The organism is Rhodococcus opacus, assembly GCF_012396235.1.
Taxonomy (GTDB): domain Bacteria; phylum Actinomycetota; class Actinomycetes; order Mycobacteriales; family Mycobacteriaceae; genus Rhodococcus_F; species Rhodococcus_F opacus.
Genome location: NZ_JAAXPA010000003.1, coordinates 202846 through 218401 on the forward strand (window position 1 = coordinate 202846; position 15556 = coordinate 218401).

The following is a 15556-nucleotide window of genomic DNA, read 5'->3' on the forward strand; positions in this document are numbered from 1 at the left end:
CGCCGTGACTCTTCAGGACGACGAGCGGATGATCCGCGCGGCGATCGAGGCGGCCCGGGCTGCCACCGACGCCGACGTGCCCGTGGGTGCGGTGGTGTTCGACGCCGACGGTGTCGAGGTGTCGCGGGCCGTGAACTCGCGGGAGGCGATGTCGGATCCGACGGCCCACGCGGAGATCATCGCGTTGCGGGCCGCTGCGCGGGTGTACGGCGACGGCTGGCGTCTCGAGGGGGCGACGCTCGCGGTGACGCTGGAGCCGTGCACGATGTGCGCGGGCGCGCTCGTGCTGGCCCGGATCTCCCGGGTGGTGTTCGGGGCGTGGGAGCCGAAGACCGGTGCCGTCGGCTCGTTGTGGGATGTGGTCCGCGACCGCCGCCTCACGCACCGCCCGCAGGTCAGGGGCGGTGTTCTCGAGGACGAATGCGCCGGCATCCTCGAAGACTTCTTCCGTGAACGGCGCTGACCGGTTTCAAACTCTTTCGTGGGGTACTCGACACACTGTGGCCGGGTCCGCATGACCCGTGCTTCTCTGGAGACAGGCGCTGACGAGGCGCCGCCGGACCCGTCCCCGGGTTCGAAATCGGATTCACGGAGGTATCTCGTGGGAATCGCAGACAAAGCTTCGAACAAGGCGGAAGACCTCAAGGGCCAGGCGAAGGAAGCCACCGGCAAAGCCACGGGCGATCCGGACCTGCGCGACGAGGGCAAGGCAGACCAGGCGTCCTCGGCGGTGAAGGATGCCGGCGAGAAGGTCAAGGACGCCGCCAAGAACGTCAAGGACAAGCTGACTTAAACGGTTTCACCTGGCGATTTCGGGCTCGGGCGCCACATCCGGTAAAGTCACCGGCGGTGGCGTGTCCGAGCGGCCTAAGGAGCACGCCTCGAAAGCGTGTGACGGGTAACCCCCGTCCGAGGGTTCAAATCCCTCCGCCACCGCCAAAGCTCCCCACCTGCACTCGCAGGTGGGGAGCTTTTTGTGTATCCGTGCCGGGGATGTTCGTTAGCGTGTCCTGGAGGGAAGGGGCAGGCGACATGCGCATCGACTCGTCGGGCAGGACGGCACTGGTCACCGGATCGACGCAGGGCATCGGCGCCGCGATCGCAGCGGGTCTCGCCCGCTCCGGCGCACGGGTGGCGATCAACGGCCGCACCGAGAAGTCCGTGGGTGCGGCGATCGAGCGACTGCGGGCCGACGTCCCGGACGGCGAATTCGTTCCGGCGGCCGCCGACGTCACGACGGACGAGGGCGCGCGCGGGGTCCTGGAGATCGTTCCGGTCGTCGACATCCTCGTCAACAATCTGGGGATCTTCGGCTCACAGCCGGCCCTGGAGATCGATGACGACGAGTGGCGCCGCTACTTCGAGGTGAATGTGCTGTCCGCGATCCGGCTGACACGTCTGGTCCTGCCCGGCATGGTCGAACGGTCGTGGGGCCGGGTCCTCGACATCGCCAGTGACTCCGCGATCGTCATTCCCGCCGAGATGATCCATTACGGGATGTCGAAGACGGCACTGCTGGCGGTCTCGCGCGGCTTCGCGAAAGAGGCGGCGGGGACGGGGGTCACGGTCAACTCGGTTCTCGCCGGCCCCACCCACACGGGCGGTGTGGAGGATTTCGTCTACAGCCTTGTCGACACGGACCTGCCGTGGGAAGAGGCGCAGCGCGAGTTCATGAAGAAGTACCGGCCGCAGTCGTTGCTGCAGCGACTCATCGAGCCGGAGGAGATCGCGAACATGGTCGTCTACCTCAGTTCGGCGCAGGCGTCGGCGACCACCGGCGCGGCGGTGCGGGTGGACGGCGGCTACATCGATTCCATCGTCCCGTGACCGCCGTTCACAGCACTCTCGCAGGTCGTAGCGAGTGACATCCATTGAAGCTGCAATTAGCGTGATCTCATGAAGAAGCTGTGGTGGTTGGTCGGCGCAGTTGTCATCGTCGTGATCGCGGTGCTGGTGGGACCGTGGTTCTACGGCCAATTCATCGCGGAGGACGACGCACCGGCGGCCTCGGTGTCGACCGAGGGCGCGGAGGCGGCCACCGGATCGGTCGACGGACAGTGGACCGTCACGCCGGGTCAGGGCTCCAACCAGACGGCGGCGGGGTACACCGTCCACGAGATCCTCAACGGCGCCAGCGTCACGGTGGTCGGGTCGACCGGCGACGTGACCGGCAACGCGACCGTCGAGGGCGAGAAACTCACCGCCGGCGAGGTGACTGTGCAGGTGGCGACGATCGCGACCGATCAGTCCCGCCGCGACAACCAGTTCCGCGGCAACGTGATGGACACAGGCACGTTCCCGACCGCCACGTTCACGGTCGATTCCCCGGTCGATCTGTCCGGGCTGCCTGCGGACGGTTCCGTGGGAACGGTCACGGCCCAGGGCACGCTGACCCTCAAGGGGCAGTCGCGTCCGGTGTCCGTCGACATCGACGTGCTGCGTTCCGGCGACGACCTCATCGCCTCGGGCAGTATCCCGGTGACCTGGACGGACTTCGGGGTGACGCCGCCGTCACTGGGCTTCGTGACCGTGGACGGCAACGGCACGGTCGACTTCCTGGTCAGCTTCGCGCGTTCCTGACGGCGCCCAGCCGGGCGGCCCGAACACGTAGCCGAGCTTGTCGCGCCACGACGACGCCCGGCGCCAGTCCCGGACGATGGCGGCGTATTCGCGGGTCTGCAGTTTCCAGATGTTGTAGGTGCCCACCGGTTTCGTGAGTCCATAGGTGGGGCGGTGGGTTTCGGGTTGGAACGTGCCGAACATCCGGTCCCACACGATAAGGATGCCGGCGTAGTTGCGGTCGAGGTATTCGGGGTCGCAGCCGTGGTGGACGCGGTGATGAGAGGGGGTGTTGAACACGAACTCGATGGGCCGGGGCAGCGTGCCGATGCGCTCGGTGTGGACGAAGAATTGGTAGACGAGGTTCACGGAGAATCCGATGAACACCATCCACGGCGGAACGCCGATCAGCGGCAACGGAATCCACATCACGATCTCGGCGCTGTTGTTCCACTTCTGGCGGAGCGCGGTCGAGAAGTTGAAGTACTCGCTCGAATGGTGCGCCTGGTGGGTGGCCCAGATCAGGCGGATGCGGTGCGCCATCCGGTGATACGCGTAGAACAGCGCATCGACGCCGAGGATGAGGATCACCCACGTGTACCACGCGTCCGCGGGTAGGTGCCACGGCGCGAGGTACACCCAGATGGCGGAGTACCCGATCAGGGCCAGCAGCTTCCAGAACGTGGTCGTCAGGATGGACACGGCGCCCATCGACACGCTCGCCCGCGCGTCGCGGCGCTCGTAGCCTCCGCGCACCGGGCGGGACCGTCCGTCGGGGTCGAACGTCGCGTCCTCGAGGTGCCGGGCCGCGAACCATTCGATGGCGAGGAACAGCACGAACGCCGGGATGGCCAGCGTCACCGGCTCGTGCAGGGGCGTCAGCAGCGCCGAATTCCACGCCGACGTCACGGTCTCCCACATGCTGCTTCCTCCACAAGACGATCGTCCAGTTCAATGTACCTCGGAGTGACACGCATCACTATCCGCCTCGATTCGAAGAGCAAAACAAAGTGCTCATCGGGTGCGCACTTTGCGGCGAAGAATGGATCCCGTCAGCAGGAACCGGATCAGTCGAAAGGACTCGTCATGTTGCGAGGACTCACCACCGTCAGCCTCTTCGCCGACGACATCCCGGCGGCCCGCGAGTGGTACAGCGCCGTGCTCGGCATCGCCCCGTACTTCCAACGCCCCGGCTCCGAGAACCCTGCGTACATCGAATACCGGATCGGCGACTACCAGCACGAGCTCGGCATCATTGACCGTCGATACGCCCCGCACGGCGCCGCGGACGGCCCGTCCGGCGTGGTGGTGTTCTGGCACGTCGACGACGTGACCGTCGCCGTCGAGAAGCTGCTGTCGATGGGCGCGACAGAGCACGAGCCGCGCACCGAACGTGAGTCGGGATTCGTCACCGCGTCCGTCGTGGACCCGTTCGGCAACATCCTCGGCGTCATGTACAACCCGCATTACCTGGACATTCTGGGTGCGCGCGGCGAAGCGTGAGTTGCCCGTTTTCATACTCGGATGGTAGGAATTCGGTGTGCACATCACCGCAAAGGTGGACTACGCCGTGCGGACGCTGATCGAACTGGCCGCTGCCGGGCCGTCCCCGTCCAAGGCCGAGTTCCTGGCACAGTCGCAGACCATTCCGCACAAGTTCCTCGAGGCCGTCCTCGCCGACCTCCGGCGCGGGGGACTGGTCAACAGCAGGCGCGGACCCGACGGCGGCTACTGGCTGGCCCGTCCCGCCGAGGACATCACGATCGCCGACGTCATCCGGACCGTCGAGGGTCCGCTCGCGTCGGTGCGGGGTGAGCGTCCCGAGGACGTCGACTACTGCGGGCCGGCCGCCAAACTGCAGGACGTGTGGATCGCGGTACGGGTGAACCTGCGGGCCGTGCTCGAGAACGTGAGCCTGGCGGACGTGGCGAACGAGCAGCTGCCGGGTTTCCTCACCACGCTGACATCCGATCCGGGGGCCTGGGAGCGTCGCACCCGTCCGGCTACGACGGCTGACGAGGGCGCAGCGCGCGGCTGATCGTCCGGCCGGCCGCACGCACCAGCGGGACCAGCGCGTTCAGTGACGCGTTCTCCGCCGAGACCACCAGCGACACGGCCGCGACCGCCGCTCCGGGACGCTCGAAGATCGGTGCCGCGACGGAGACCGCGTCCATGGTCACCTGGCGATCACTGATCGCGACCTCGGATCGGCGGATCTCGGCGAGCGTCCGCCGCAGCACGACGGGGTCGGTGACGGTCCGTTCGGTGAACTTCTCGATCGGCCCGCTCAGCACCTGCTCCTGCACGTCGGCGGGCATGTAGGCGAGCAGGGCCAGGCCGATGCCGGACGCCGTCAGCGGGAACCTGCCGCCGACGCGGGTCTGGACGGGCACGGCCTTCTGTCCGGCGATGCGTTCGACGAACACGACCTCGGTGCCCTCGGCGATGCCGAGCTGTACGTTCTCCCGCGTGATCTGCGACAGGTCCTCCATCACCGGCATCGCCAGTTCGCGCAGCATCGTGCCGCGCGGTGCGAGCGACGCGATCTCCCACAGCTTGAGCCCGACCGTGAAGCGGCCGCTGCTGTCACGTTCGAGGGCGCCCCATTCGATGAGGTCGCTGGTCAGCCGGTGCACGGTGCTCAGCGGGTACCCTGACTTCCGCGACAGATCGCTGAGGGTCAGCCGCGGGGACGCGGGGGTGAAGAGCTCGAGGAGCCGCAACGAGCGAATGGTCACCGACCCGGTGATCGCCATTGCTCGTTCTCCGTCTCACAGTTCCAGCGTCAGACGTGGACAGCTCGCACGCGAGACGCAGATCATCATGGTGTCGTTGGCGGCCTGCTCGTCCGCGGTGAGCAGGGAATCCCGGTGATCGACAGTACCGCCGAGCACGGCCGTCTCGCAGGTTCCGCAGGTCCCTTCCTCGCAGGACGACAGCACCTGGACGCCGGCGGCGGTGACGGCCTGCAGGATCGACTGCTCGGGTGCCACCGTGACGGTTTTGCCGCTCAGAGTCAGCTCCACCTCGAACCCCTCGGCGCGGACCGGTTCCTCGAGATCCTTGGCCGCGAAGCGCTCGATGTGCAGCGCGCCGGACGGCCAGCTGTCGCAGTGACCGGTGACCGCGTCGAGCAGCGGCGCGGGCCCGCAGCAGTACACGAGGGTGTTGTCCCGGACGTCGCCGAGCAGTCCCGGTAGGTCGATGAGGCCGTGCTCGTCCTCGGGGTGCACTACCACCCGGTCGCCGAACCGCTCGGCGAGTGCGTCGGCGAACGCCATCGAACTGCGGCTGCGCCCGCCGTAGACCAGGGTCCAGTCGGCGCCGGCGTTCTCCGCTGCGTGCGCCATGGTGAGGATCGGCGTGATCCCGATGCCGCCCGCGACGAACACGTACCGCGGTGACGGTGCGAGCTCGAAATGGTTCCGCGGTCCCCGGACCGTGACGCGGTCGCCCTCGCTCAGCTTGTCGTGCACGAACTGCGAACCGCCGCGCCCCATCGCCTCCCGCAGCACGGCGACGCGCCAGGTCCCGGTGTCGGCCGGGTCGCCGCACAGCGAGTACTGGCGGGTGAGCTCCGGCGTCAGCACCAGATCGATGTGCGCACCCGGCGTCCACGCGGGCAGGTCGGCGCCGGACGGGTCGCGGAACTCCAGGACGACGACGCCGTCGGCGCCGGTGGTCCTGGTGGTCAGCTCCAGCTCGAGCACGGGTTCGGGTGGGGTAGGCATGGCGGTTTCTCCGGGTCAGACGGGAACGGGAGCGGATTCCGGCGCCGCGGGCAGCGGCGTGGCGGGCACCGGCGGATCGGCGGGGTGGTGTCCCTCGGGGTGGGCGAGCAACCACTCCCAGAGGGTGGCGGGTTCTTCCGCGACGTGGCGCGCGCCGCAGTGGCACTCGCCCTCGAGCAGGTCCGAGCCCGGAAGCCAGACGATGCGCATCACGTTGGCGCCGCGGAGCATCCTGGTCGGTTCCACGGCTCAGCCCACCGCCGCTGCCGTGACGGCCTGCGGCGCGTCGACCAGCTTCTTCAGGATCCGGCGTGCGCCGAGGCCACCGGCATCGATGTTGATCGACAGCTCCTGGTAGCCGTCCTTTTCCGTGTCGAGCGCCTTCTGCAGGACGTTCAGCGCCACGACGTCCTGCATCACGACGGTTCGGTTGTTCTCCGCCAGGAACGTCGTGACGGCGTCGTCGCCGACCGCGAAGTCGCGGGCCACGGCCCAGAAGTCGAGGGTGGAATTCTCCGTCGACGGGGTGATCGCGTACACGATCTCGCTGTGGAACGCGTGCGGGTCGGAGCCGTCGTCGCCGGGCAGCGGTGCGCCGATCGGGGCGATGCGGCTGTGCAGCAGGTACAGGCACGGCGGCGTGTACTCGATGTCCTGCCAGCGGGTGATGCGTCCCTCGATGCCGGTGGACTTGGAGTAGAACGGCGGGCACTCGGCGTCGTCCATGTGCCGGGACACGTAGATGACGTTCCGGTCCTCGTCGATCTCCGTGGTGATCGGGGTTTCCGCCACCTCGGGGGTGCCGATGTAGCCGCCGTGCAGGTACGTCTCGTGCGACAGGTCCATCAGGTTGTCGACGAGCAGGCCGTAGTTGCAGTCGATCGGTTCCATGCCGCTGACCACGGTGTAGTCGGGGGAGTCCATCCACGGTGCGCGGGGGATGCGGGTGGGATCGCCCTGCTCGGGGTTTTGTGGGTCGGCGATCCAGACCCACACGAACGAGTCCTGCTCGACCACCTGATACGACTTCAGCCGGGCGGTGCGGGGAACGCGCGCCTGGCCGGGCACGAACACGCAGCCGCCGTCGCTGCCGTAGGTGAATCCGTGGTAGCCGCAGACCACCTTGTCGCCGTCGAGCCGGCTCGGCGCCTCGGACAGCGGGTACCGGCGGTGCACGCACCGGTCGCTCATCGCGACGGCCTCGCCGGCCTCGGTCCGCCAGAACAGGATCGGCTCCTCGCAGATGGTGCGCGAGAACAGCTCGCGTCCGACCTCACGGCCGTACGCTGCGACGTACCACTGGTTACGGGCGATCGTGGACATGAGTGCCTCCGGAATATGCTGGGCTGCTGCGTTATTCGTGACGCCGGACTCGGTGAGGCGTCGGCGTCGTCTCCACCACTGTGCGGCACCGGAGGTGATCCACCACACTCGGTTTCCGAATGTCGGAAGGGTTTCGTCAGGGCTTGTGGACGAGGTAGGCGAACATCGTCACCGACATGTGGAAGTCGCCGCTGCGGGCGGCGGCGTTCAGCTGGTCCAGCAGCTCGGCGCTCTGCGCCTCGGTGATCGCCCCCGCGGCGATCGCGGCGGCCGTCATCATCTGGACGAGTGGGCCGGTCACATCGCCCGGATCCTGGATCAGCGCCTCCGTGCCGATGTCCTCGACGACGAGTCCGGCGGAGGTGAGCTGTCCCGGGAGCAGCCGCCCGGAGTGCGGGTTCGCGGTGTGCGACAGCATCACGTCCATGATCCGTTGCAGGATCTCGGGATCTCCGGGGTGCATGATCGCCGTGCCCCAGTCGCTGTCGACGATGACGCCGCGCCCGCCGGGCCGCAGCACGCGGGCCACTTCCGCCGCCGCGCGGTCCGGCTCGCTCAGGTGCTGGAACACCCGTTCGGACCGCACGACGTCGAGGCGGTCGTCGGGGAACGGCAGCGAGTAGGCGTCGCCGATCACGAACTGCGCGGTCGAGCCCTCCTCCTCGGTCCGCTCCCGGGCGAGGAGGGCCATGCCGGGATTGGGATCGAGTCCGATCGCGCGACCCGACGGGGTGACCGCGGCGGCGAGGGCTCGCGTCTCCGATCCCGTGCCCGATCCGAGGTCGAGGGCGCTCTCGCCCGGCTGCACGTGCAGGGCAGCGAGCGACCACTCGCGCAGTCGCCGGATTCCCGGGCGCGCGGCCTGCAGGTCGAGGACTGCGGCGAGTTGGTCCAGGGCGGCGCGGTCGATCTCGTCCGCCCGGAACGACAGCGGCGCCGTCGGATCGGACATGGATCCACCGTAACGCCGCGGTGACTCCCGACACAGTGCTGCGCGGGCTGTGGGCAAGAACATAAAAGTTGCACTGTCGCGCAAATTTGCAGAGCTCTGCAAGTTCTGTACCGTCGGAGTAGTGATTTCGGAAATCGGACTGCGGGACCGCAAGAAGGCCGCCACGCGTGCAGCCCTCAGCGGCGCCGCCGCACGCCTGGCCCGCGCGCTGGGCATCGAATGCGTCACCGCCGACGCCATCGCGTCCGAGGCGGGGGTCTCGACTCGGACGTTCCACAACTACTTCTCCAGCAAGGAGGAGGCGGTACTCGCGCACTTCGAGCAGTCCGTCCACGACTGGGTGGACCTGCTCCGCGCCCGCCCGGAGGACGAGCCGATCTGGGATTCCCTCGAGCACGTGGTGGTCCAGATCGTCACCGATCCGGCGAAACCGCTCGAAGAGACCGCGGTGATGATGGAACTCGTCGAGACCAGCCCCGCGCTGCTCGCGAAGAAACTCGAAGTGCACCTGCGCGTCACCCGTCTGGTCGGTGAGGTGATCGCCGAACGCACGGGCACGAACATCGACACCGACCTCTACCCCAACCTGCTGCACCTGGCGGTCGGATCGGCGTGCAAGGCGTCGCTCGACCTGTGGATGAGCGGCAAATCCGGCGCGAGCGGACCCGAAGAACTGGTCCGCGACGCCATGCGCCAACTCCGTCAGGGAATCCCGCAGCCGTAGCCGGCTGCCCCGAATCACTCTTCGTTCCACCGACTCAGAAGGAGCCTCTCGTGGCCACCTATCTCTATCGGATCGGCAGATTCGCCTACCGGCGAAAAGGTGCGGTCCTCAGCGTCTGGTTGGTGATCCTGGTCCTCATGGGCGTCGGGGCGGCAACACTGTCCGGGCCCACGAAGGACTCGTTCTCCATCCCGGGCACCCCCGCGCAGCAGGCGCAGGACCTGATGGCCGAACGGTTCCCCGAAGCCGCGGGCAGCGACCCGATGAACGCCGTCAGCGCGCGTTACGTGTTCGCCGCTCCCGAGGGGCAGACCCTCGAGAGCGAGCAGAGTCGGCAGGCGATGGACGCGGTGCTCGCCAAGGTGCGCGGCATCGACCAGGTCCAGGACGCCGCCAAGGTCGATCCCGCCACCGCCTCGGGCGCCGACGCCGCGAAGGCCCTGGTCAACCCCGTCACGGCGAACGAGCAGCTCGTCGAGATGGCGAAGTCGTCCGCGCCCGACAAGGGAATCGGTGAAGAGGCCGCCGTCGCGAACGCGCAGGCGCTGTCCCCGCTCAACGCCGACAAGACCGTCGGCTACGTCGAGGTGCCGTTCAAGGGCAGCATGGGTGACGTCGACCAGGCTCTGCGCGACCAGATCTCGGCCGCTGCCGACGCCGGCCGCAACGCCGGACTGACCGTCGAGATCAGTGGTTCCGCCGCCAACGAAGCCGAACCGCCCGGTGGCGCCACCGAGCTCGTCGGTATCGGCGTGGCCGCTGTCGTGCTCGCACTGACGTTCGGTTCGCTGGTCGCCGCCGGTCTGCCGTTGATCACCGCGATCATCGGCATCATGATCGGCAGCCTCGGAATCACCGTCGCCACCGGCTTCACCGACCTCAGCTCGATGACACCCACGCTGGCCATCATGATCGGCCTGGCCGTCGCCATCGACTACTCGCTGTTCATCGTGTCCCGGTTCCGGCACGAACTCACCCTCACGGACGACCGCTCGGAAGCGGCCGGACGTGCCGTCGGCACCGCCGGTTCCGCCGTGGTGTTCGCCGGTCTCACGGTGATCATCGCCCTGATCGCGCTGCGCGTCGTCGGGATCCCGTTCCTCTCCGACATGGGTGCGGCCGCCGCGTTCACGGTGTTCATCGCCGTCTCGATCGCGTTGACGCTCCTGCCCGCGATCCTCGGGCTGTTCGGGAAGAAGGCGTTCGCAGGCAAGATCCCGTTCCTCAGCAGTCGCGACCTCGAGGACGACGAGGGCAAGCCGAGCCTCGCCCTGCGGTACATCAGCGCCGTGGTCCGCCGTCCCGCGATTCCGCTGATCGCCGGAGTCGTGGTGCTCGGGGCGCTCGCCATCCCCGCGACCGGCCTGAGCCTGGCCCTGCCCAGCGAGGGCACCGGCGACCCCGCCACCAGCTCCCGGCAGGCCTACGACCTCGTGAGCGAAGGCTTCGGCCCCGGCAAGAACGGTCCGCTGCTCGTCGTCGTCGACGCCAAGGACGTCACCACCGGCACGCCGTCGGAGGCATTCGGTGAGGTCGTGAAGACCATCACTGCGCAGGACGACGTGTCCAACGCGCAGGTCGTCGGCGTGAACAAGGCCGGTGACACCGCGCAGATCCTGGTGACGCCGAGCAGCGCCCCCAGCGATCCGGCGACGATGGACCTGGTGAACAACATCCGCGGTGCGGAGGCAGGTCTGCACGATTCGATCGGCGTCAACTACGGCGTCACCGGGCAGACCGCGCTCGAAGGCGACGTGTCCGAGACGCTGCAGGACGCGCTGATCCCGTACCTCGCGGTGGTCGTGGGCCTGGCCTTCCTCCTGCTGCTGCTCGTGTTCCGGTCGGTGCTCGTGCCGCTGACGGCCACGCTCGGCTTCCTCCTCAGCGTCGCGGCCACGTTCGGTGCCACGGTCGCGGTGTTCCAGGAGGGCTGGGGCGGCATCATCTCCAACCCGCAGCCGATCGTCAGCTTCATGCCGATCTTCCTGATCGGCGTCGTGTTCGGTCTCGCGATGGACTACCAGGTGTTCCTGGTGACCCGGATGCGGGAGGAATACGTCCACGGCGCGACCGCGAAGCAGGCCGTCACCGTCGGCTTCAACCACGGTGCCCGGGTGGTCAGCGCCGCCGCGGTCATCATGATCTCGGTGTTCGCGGCGTTCATCGCCGAGCCGAACTCGTTCATCAAGTCGATCGGCTTCGCCCTGGCGGCGGCCGTGTTCTTCGACGCCTTCGTCGTGCGCATGGTGATCATCCCGTCCGTGATGGCACTGCTCGGCGACAAGGCGTGGTGGCTGCCGAAGTGGCTGGACAAGATCCTGCCCAACGTGGACATCGAGGGCGAGAAGCTGAAGAAGGTCCTGCACGACGCGGACGAGCCGCTGCAGCCCGTCCGGTAGGCGCTTCGCGCCCGTGCGCCTTTCTGGTAGTGCCTGCTACCAGAAAGGCGCACAAGGCCGTAGGCCTTCTGTTGGTAACCTTCGGACACAATGATGACCCGCCAGGATCGCTGCCCATGTTGAATGCCCTGCTCACCACGTACCTCCGCCCGTACAAGCGGGACCTCACGGCGGTCGTCCTGTTCCAGCTCGTCGCGACCGCGGCCGCCCTGTACCTGCCCAGTCTGAACGCCGATCTCATCGACAACGGCGTCACCAAGGGCGACACCGGGTACATCCTGTCCACGGGCGTCATGATGCTGCTCGTCACCGTCGTGCAGATCATCTGCTCGATCGGTTCGGTGTTCTTCGGCGCCCGTGCCGCAATGGGTTTCGGGCGCGACGTGCGCCGCGCCGTGATGCATCAGGTCGGGAGCTTCTCGTCCCGCGAGTTCGGCCGCTTCGGCGCGCCGTCCCTGATCACCCGCAACACCAACGACGTGCAGCAGGTGCAGATGCTCGTCGTGATGAGCTGCACGATCCTGGTGATGGCGCCGATCATGTGCGTCGGCGGTGTCGTGATGTCGATCCGGGAGGACGCCGGGCTCGCCTGGATCCTGGCGGTCACCGTGCCGGTTCTCGCGCTGTCCATGGGGTTCGTGATCTCGCGGATGGTGCCCGCGTTCCGGGAGATGCAGACCCGCATCGACGGGGTCAACCGGGTGCTGCGTGAGCAGATCACCGGTATCCGCGTGGTGCGGGCGTTCGTCCGTGAGCGCTCCGAGGTGGCGCGGTTCGGCGACGCGAACGAGCAGCTCACCCAGACCGCCCTGCGGGTCGGCAGACTGACGGCGGTGATGTTCCCCCTCGTGATGGTCATCGCGAACATCACCAGCGTCGCCGTCATCTGGTTCGGCGGCCACGAGATCAACAGCGGCACCATGCAGGTCGGCTCGCTGACCGCGATGCTCAGCTACATCATGCAGATCCTGATGTCGGTGATGATGGCGTCGTTCATCGCGATGATGGCCCCCCGCGCCACCGTCTGCGCCGAACGCATCGGCGAGGTGCTCGCCACCGATTCCACCGTCGTGCCGCCGGTCGATGCGGTCACCGTGCTGGAGAACCCCGGTGTGGTGGAACTGCGCGACGCCCAGTTCAAGTTCCCCGGCGCCGACGAACCGGTGTTGCGCGACATCAGCTTCCGCGCCGAACCGGGCAAGACCACGGCGATCATCGGCGGCACCGGCTCCGGCAAGACGACGCTGCTGTCGCTGATCCCGCGTCTCATCGACGCCACGTCGGGTTCGGTCACCGTGTCCGACACGGAGGTGCGTCGCATCGACCTCGACGTCCTGCGGTCCGGCATCGGACTCGTTCCGCAGCGGCCGTACCTGTTCTCGGGCACCGTCGCCACCAACCTCCGGTACGGCAAGCCCGATGCCACCGACGACGAACTGTGGCGGGCTCTGGAGATCGCGCAGGCCGCCGATTTCGTCCGCGCGATGCCCGAGGGTCTCGACACCCCGATCTCGCAGGGCGGCACGACCGTGTCCGGCGGTCAGCGACAGCGACTCGCCATTGCGCGGGCACTGGTCCGTCGCCCGTCGATCTACCTGTTCGACGACTCCTTCTCCGCCCTCGACCTCACCACCGACGCCCGGCTGCGTGCGGCGCTCAAACCCGAAACTTCGGACGCGTGCGTCATCGTCGTCGCCCAACGCGTCTCGACGATCGTGGAGGCCGAGCAGATCGTGGTCCTCGAGGACGGCGCGGTGGTCGGGATCGGCACGCACGACCAACTGCTCGAGACGTGTCCGTGTTACGTCGAGATCGTCGAATCCCAACGATCGGTCCAGGAAGCACTATGAGCGATCGCGCAACCACCACCACTGCCGAAAGGCCCGCCGGCCCCCGTATTCCGGGACCGGTCGCTCCGGGCGCCCCGGGGTCCAAGCCGAACGACCTGTGGCCGTCCACCAAGCGGCTGCTGAGGCGGCTGCGTCCCCACCGGATCGCCGTCGGCATCGTTCTCCTGGTCGCCGCCGTGTCGGTGGTGCTCACCTCGATCGCGCCGCGCATGCTCGGTCAGGGCACGAACCTGATCTTCGACGGCATCATCGGCGCGCAGTTGCCCGCCGGGATGTCGAAGGATCAGGCCGTCGCCGCACTGCGGGCCGACGGGCAGAACACGTTCGCCGACATGGTGTCCGGCATGGCCGTCGTGCCCGGTGTCGGTATCGACTTCAGTGCGCTCGGCCGGGTGCTGGCGATCGTGCTGGCCCTGTACCTGGGGTCGTCGGTGTTCATGTGGCTGTCGGGTTTCCTGCTGAACATCATCGTGCAGGGCGTCGTGAAGAACCTGCGCGCCGAGGTCGAACGGAAGATCCACCGACTTCCGCTGCGCTACTTCGACTCCCACTCCCGCGGCGACCTGCTGAGCCGGGTCACCAACGACATCGACAACGTCTCGCAGTCGTTGCAGCAGACGATGAGCCAGCTGATCGTGTCGGCGATGACGGTGATCGGCATCCTCGTGATGATGATCGTCATCTCGCCGCTGCTCGCGTTGATCGCGGTACTGACGGTGCCGCTGTCGATCCTCGTGACAGCGCAGATCGCGAAACGGTCCAAGACCCACTTCGTGTCGCAGTGGAAGTCGACGGGAGCGCTCAACTCTCACGTGGAGGAGGCGTACACGGGCCACGAACTGGTCACCGTGTTCGGCCGCAGCCGTGAGGTGGAGGCGCGGTTCGAGGAGCAGAACGAGGCGCTCTACCAGGCCAGCTACCGGGCCCAGTTCATCTCGGGTCTGATCATGCCCGCGATCATGTTCCTCGGAAACCTCAACTTCGTGGCCATCGCCGTGCTCGGCGGCATGCGGGTGGCGTCCGGCACGATGAGCCTCGGCGATGTGCAGGCGTTCATCCAGTACTCGCGCCAGTTCACCCAGCCCCTCACCCAGATCGGGGCGATGGTCAACCTCATGCAGTCGGGTGTGGCGTCCGCCGAGCGGGTGTTCGCCATCCTCGACGAGGATGAGGAGGAGCCCGACCTCACCGAAGCTCCCACACCGGCGGAGCCGCGTGATGCGGGTCGCGTCCATACGTTCGGCCGGGTGGAGTTCTCGGACGTGTCGTTCAGCTACTCGCCGGAGAAGCCGCTGATCGAGAACCTGTCGCTGGTGGCGGAACCCGGCCAGATGGTCGCCATCGTCGGACCCACCGGCGCCGGCAAGACCACACTCGTCAACCTGATCCTGCGGTTCTACGAACTCGACGGCGGCAGGATCCTCCTCGACGGCGTCGACATCGCCGAGATGTCGCGCGACGACCTGCGGTCCCGCATCGGCATGGTGCTGCAGGACGCGTGGCTGTTCGGCGGCACCATCCGCGACAACATCGCGTACGGACGTCCCGACGCCACCGAGGAGGAGATCCAGGCGGCCGCGCGGATCAGCTACGTCGACCGGTTCGTCCACTCGCTGCCCGACGGCTACGACACCGTCATCGACGAAGAGGGCAGCAACATCAGTGCCGGTGAGAAGCAGTTGATCACCATTGCCCGCGCGTTCATCTCGCAGCCGTCGATCCTGATACTCGACGAGGCGACCAGTTCCGTCGACACCCGCACCGAGTTGCTGGTGCAGCACGCGACTGCGGTCCTGCGCAGTGATCGCACGAGTTTCGTGATCGCACACCGCTTGTCGACCATCCGCGACGCCGACCTCATCGTCGTCATGGAGGACGGTCGCATCGTCGAGCAGGGCAGCCACGACGACCTGCTCCTCACCCGCGGCGCGTACTACCGCCTCTACAACAGCCAGTTCGTCGGCGCCGATGTCTGACGACCTGTGAGTACTTGTTAACCGCCCGCGGTTAACAAGTAC

At 67.5% G+C, this 15556-nt stretch carries 16 protein-coding genes and 1 tRNA gene; 11 read left to right on the top strand and 6 right to left on the bottom strand.

What is annotated here, in order from left to right; translation table 11 throughout:
* The first annotated feature begins 4 nt into the window (after positions 1 to 4).
* From HGB39_RS05025 to HGB39_RS05045, 5 genes are all read left to right on the top strand, one after another.
* Positions 5 to 463, top strand: coding sequence for a nucleoside deaminase (locus HGB39_RS05025; protein WP_005561213.1), 459 nt, complete (start codon positions 5 to 7; stop codon positions 461 to 463).
* A gap of 138 nt (positions 464 to 601) precedes the next feature.
* Positions 602 to 793 carry a CsbD family protein gene (locus HGB39_RS05030; RefSeq protein ID WP_005561211.1) on the top strand — a complete coding sequence of 64 codons (192 nt, stop codon included), beginning with the start codon at positions 602 to 604 and terminating at the stop codon, positions 791 to 793.
* Positions 794 to 848: 55 nt separating this feature from the next.
* Positions 849 to 939: transfer RNA gene (locus HGB39_RS05035), tRNA-Ser, on the top strand.
* 93 nt (positions 940 to 1032) lie between these two features.
* On the top strand, positions 1033 to 1827 hold the full coding sequence (locus tag HGB39_RS05040) for an SDR family NAD(P)-dependent oxidoreductase (RefSeq protein WP_064079901.1): 795 nt from the start codon (positions 1033 to 1035) through the stop codon (positions 1825 to 1827).
* A gap of 69 nt (positions 1828 to 1896) precedes the next feature.
* Positions 1897 to 2580: a YceI family protein gene (locus HGB39_RS05045; RefSeq protein ID WP_005561610.1), complete on the top strand. Its 684-nt coding sequence runs from the start codon at positions 1897 to 1899 to the stop codon at positions 2578 to 2580.
* Here the strand turns inward: HGB39_RS05045 and HGB39_RS05050 are convergent.
* Entirely contained in the window at positions 2512 to 3480 is a 969-nt protein-coding gene (locus HGB39_RS05050; protein WP_005253308.1) for a sterol desaturase family protein, read from the bottom strand. The genes HGB39_RS05045 and HGB39_RS05050 overlap by 69 nt on opposite strands.
* 165 nt (positions 3481 to 3645) lie before the next feature.
* On the opposite strand from HGB39_RS05050, the gene HGB39_RS05055 reads away from it, so the two are divergent.
* Positions 3646 to 4062 carry a VOC family protein gene (locus HGB39_RS05055; protein ID WP_005253310.1) on the top strand — a complete coding sequence of 139 codons (417 nt, stop codon included), beginning with the start codon at positions 3646 to 3648 and terminating at the stop codon, positions 4060 to 4062.
* Positions 4063 to 4099: 37 nt separating this feature from the next.
* A complete protein-coding gene (locus tag HGB39_RS05060; protein ID WP_005248742.1) occupies positions 4100 to 4597 on the top strand; it encodes an RrF2 family transcriptional regulator in 498 nt (165 codons plus the stop codon).
* Here HGB39_RS05060 and HGB39_RS05065 read toward each other — a convergent pair.
* From HGB39_RS05065 to HGB39_RS05085, 5 genes are all read right to left on the bottom strand, one after another.
* Positions 4563 to 5315 carry an IclR family transcriptional regulator gene (locus HGB39_RS05065; RefSeq protein WP_005561607.1) on the bottom strand — a complete coding sequence of 251 codons (753 nt, stop codon included), beginning with the start codon at positions 5313 to 5315 and terminating at the stop codon, positions 4563 to 4565. The two genes, HGB39_RS05060 and HGB39_RS05065, sit on opposite strands and share 35 nt — an antisense overlap.
* 15 nt (positions 5316 to 5330) lie before the next feature.
* On the bottom strand, positions 5331 to 6290 hold the full coding sequence (locus HGB39_RS05070) for a PDR/VanB family oxidoreductase (RefSeq protein WP_043787308.1): 960 nt from the start codon (positions 6288 to 6290) through the stop codon (positions 5331 to 5333).
* Between the two features lie 15 nt (positions 6291 to 6305).
* Positions 6306 to 6521 carry a hypothetical protein gene (locus tag HGB39_RS05075; protein ID WP_005561602.1) on the bottom strand — a complete coding sequence of 72 codons (216 nt, stop codon included), beginning with the start codon at positions 6519 to 6521 and terminating at the stop codon, positions 6306 to 6308.
* An 18-nt stretch (positions 6522 to 6539) separates the two neighbouring features.
* Positions 6540 to 7613 carry an aromatic ring-hydroxylating oxygenase subunit alpha gene (locus HGB39_RS05080; protein WP_043787312.1) on the bottom strand — a complete coding sequence of 358 codons (1074 nt, stop codon included), beginning with the start codon at positions 7611 to 7613 and terminating at the stop codon, positions 6540 to 6542.
* A gap of 136 nt (positions 7614 to 7749) precedes the next feature.
* On the bottom strand, positions 7750 to 8565 hold the full coding sequence (locus tag HGB39_RS05085; RefSeq protein ID WP_005561598.1) for a class I SAM-dependent methyltransferase: 816 nt from the start codon (positions 8563 to 8565) through the stop codon (positions 7750 to 7752).
* Positions 8566 to 8686: 121 nt separating this feature from the next.
* Here HGB39_RS05085 and HGB39_RS05090 point away from each other — a divergent pair, with 121 nt between their 5' ends.
* The 4 genes from HGB39_RS05090 (at position 8687) to HGB39_RS05105 (ending at position 15514) form a co-directional block, all read left to right on the top strand.
* Entirely contained in the window at positions 8687 to 9289 is a 603-nt protein-coding gene (locus tag HGB39_RS05090; RefSeq protein WP_005253325.1) for a TetR/AcrR family transcriptional regulator, read from the top strand.
* 50 nt (positions 9290 to 9339) lie between these two features.
* Positions 9340 to 11688, top strand: coding sequence for an MMPL family transporter (locus HGB39_RS05095; protein ID WP_005561595.1), 2349 nt, complete (start codon positions 9340 to 9342; stop codon positions 11686 to 11688).
* Positions 11689 to 11804: 116 nt separating this feature from the next.
* Positions 11805 to 13538, top strand: a complete 1734-nt coding sequence (locus HGB39_RS05100) for an ABC transporter ATP-binding protein (RefSeq protein ID WP_005561593.1) — start codon at positions 11805 to 11807, stop codon at positions 13536 to 13538.
* Complete coding sequence (locus HGB39_RS05105) at positions 13535 to 15514, top strand: ABC transporter ATP-binding protein (protein WP_005561591.1); 1980 nt, start codon at positions 13535 to 13537, stop codon at positions 15512 to 15514. The genes HGB39_RS05100 and HGB39_RS05105 overlap by 4 nt, the downstream gene beginning before the upstream one ends.
* The last annotated feature ends 42 nt before the right edge of the window (positions 15515 to 15556 follow it).

Bases quoted from the DNA above. Each gene is read 5' to 3' on its own strand.
- HGB39_RS05040 (WP_064079901.1), top strand. From the start codon at position 1,033: ATGCGCATCGACTCGTCGGGCAGGACGGCACTGGTCACCGGATCGACG.
- HGB39_RS05045 (WP_005561610.1), top strand. From the start codon at position 1,897: ATGAAGAAGCTGTGGTGGTTGGTCGGCGCAGTTGTCATCGTCGTGATC.
- HGB39_RS05050 (WP_005253308.1), bottom strand. From the start codon at position 3,480: ATGTGGGAGACCGTGACGTCGGCGTGGAATTCGGCGCTGCTGACGCCC.
- HGB39_RS05055 (WP_005253310.1), top strand. From the start codon at position 3,646: ATGTTGCGAGGACTCACCACCGTCAGCCTCTTCGCCGACGACATCCCG.
- HGB39_RS05065 (WP_005561607.1), bottom strand. From the start codon at position 5,315: ATGGCGATCACCGGGTCGGTGACCATTCGCTCGTTGCGGCTCCTCGAG.
- HGB39_RS05070 (WP_043787308.1), bottom strand. From the start codon at position 6,290: ATGCCTACCCCACCCGAACCCGTGCTCGAGCTGGAGCTGACCACCAGG.
- HGB39_RS05075 (WP_005561602.1), bottom strand. From the start codon at position 6,521: ATGCTCCGCGGCGCCAACGTGATGCGCATCGTCTGGCTTCCGGGCTCG.
- HGB39_RS05080 (WP_043787312.1), bottom strand. From the start codon at position 7,613: ATGTCCACGATCGCCCGTAACCAGTGGTACGTCGCAGCGTACGGCCGT.
- HGB39_RS05085 (WP_005561598.1), bottom strand. From the start codon at position 8,565: ATGTCCGATCCGACGGCGCCGCTGTCGTTCCGGGCGGACGAGATCGAC.
- HGB39_RS05100 (WP_005561593.1), top strand. From the start codon at position 11,805: ATGTTGAATGCCCTGCTCACCACGTACCTCCGCCCGTACAAGCGGGAC.
- HGB39_RS05105 (WP_005561591.1), top strand. From the start codon at position 13,535: ATGAGCGATCGCGCAACCACCACCACTGCCGAAAGGCCCGCCGGCCCC.